General features: G+C 31.7%; 1 protein-coding gene. It reads left to right on the top strand.

Going from position 1 to position 2,024, the window contains the following annotated elements; translation table 4 throughout:
* The coding region (locus tag UDIV_RS04605) for a hypothetical protein (protein WP_038103441.1) at positions 1–1,276 on the top strand (1,276 nt) is incomplete at its 5' end.
* Between the last annotated feature and the right edge of the window lie 748 nt (positions 1,277–2,024).

Below are 2,024 nucleotides of genomic sequence, written 5' to 3'. Positions count from 1 at the left end.
CAAACCTTCTCAAGGTACTCAGAACCCATCTCAATCTGGTGGAACTGAATCTACAAACCCAGGAAGTGGAAACACTACAAATCCAAGTGGTCAAGGTTCAGGAACTGGTGGTACAACAAATGCTAACCCAGGAAGCGGTAGCACTACAAGCCCAGGTAAACAAGGTTCTGAAAACAATACAACTAATCCATCAGCAGGATCAACTAACACAAATCCTCAAACTTCACCTAAAGATGGAGCAGGATCATATAACACTGGCAAGGATACTACTAAACAAGAAAATAAAAAGATGCAGGATGATCAACCAGGTACTAATGGTGGCACTACAGAAAAACCTAAGGATGGTCAAGGCACTGAAACTCCTGATAAACCAAAAGTAGGATCTGGAGAAAGTACTACAGAAACTGATAAAAACGAGCAACCAAAAGAAGGTTCTGGTTCAGGGGGCAATAAGAAACCAGGTGAAAATGCTGGATCTGGAGAATCGGATAAACAACAATCAGGTTCTGATTCAGAAAATGGTAAAAAAACAGACTCAGATACTCAACAAGCAACTCCTGAGCCAAAAGAAAATGAAATGAAGGACAAACCAGGAGAAACAAATACTGATAACCCAAGCACTGATGGCAGGGGTACAGGTACGGAAGCGTCACCAGGAACTAATGCACAACAAAATGATGCAGAAAAAGATCAAGCTGAATTAAATAAAAAGAAACAAGATGCTAAAACAAAGGTTTCAAGTTCAGTTTACTTATTAGAAAGTGATAAAAAAAGCTTTAATGAAAAAATTGATGAAATTAAAAGCAACGAACAAGTAGGTAAAATTCAAGAAATTCTCAACGAAGCAACTAAGAAAGAAAATGAACGTAAAGAAAAATTAACTCCTACTAAGAGTAATTTAAATGTTTTAGTGGGACGAAATTATCTTCACTTTGAATTCAAGACTTCTAAAGATACATTTGATAAAATAAAAGAGAAGAAATTTAAAATGCTAATTAGTTTAGTTGGTTTTGATGGAACTCCTTATGAATCTCAAGAAGATAATGCGGCAAGCCTTGCATCAACTGATGGTGGACCATATATAAGAGGGACTCAATTAAAAGATGGTTCTATGCTAGTTTATATTGAATCTCTTAGATATTTCAACGAATCAACAGCTGCACCAGAAGGTAAATATAAACTTGTGAAATTATGAGATGCTGATGATGAAAATAAAGCCGATCTCTTAAATACACACTCTCAAGAAATAGAAATACGATATAAGAAAAAGCAGTAGCCTAATATTTCAAACACATTCTTAATTTATAACTATTAAACAAACAAAATTAGAACGCACCAGTTTATGATGTGTTCTAATTTTTGATGCTTATTTTTAAGATTTAATATATTCTTACTATAGCTATTTTAATTGTTCATAAGCATCTATAAAATTTGCTTTCTTTATAAAAAAGTTTGCCAATGATGAGTTGTTTGTATGAATTAGAATTTGTTCATCAATCCGTTGTACAAATTCATAATTAATCTAGAGTATACAAATTTACACATTTTAATATTTGTTCAAAAGCGCGTCATATCAGAAAATATCTATTTTAGGACTCTTATGAACCTATTTATAGCTTTAGTTTTACATCCAGCTTTTCCGTACTCTAATACATACATATCATTTTGCATTTAAAATAAACCACCTTAATTAGAGTATAGGCAATTTCATTCATTATATCATTAATAAAAATTGAATATTTTCTTCAATTTCAGATAAGTTCAATTCTTTTAGATTTATTAGCAGTTTTCTTTAGAAATCATTTAATAACTAAATATAGAGATTTCAAGGCTCTATATTTTTATATACGAAAAATAGGTTTTAAAGTTAGAACAAGGATGATAAGAATCAACCATTTTGCTTTATTATCCAAAATAATTTAAAGATCATCAAGCATCAAAACAACAAAAGTTATAATCCCCTCTAAAACACATTTAACCGGAACATTTACCTAGAAAGTCCTTTTTTTTTTTTTTGAAGGACG

The organism is Ureaplasma diversum NCTC 246 (genome assembly GCF_000731915.1).
Classification (GTDB): Bacteria; Bacillota_I; Bacilli_A; order Mycoplasmatales; family Mycoplasmoidaceae; genus Ureaplasma; species Ureaplasma diversum.
The sequence above is the reverse complement of the archived record's forward strand: the minus strand, read 5'-3'. Positions and strand labels throughout refer to the sequence as shown.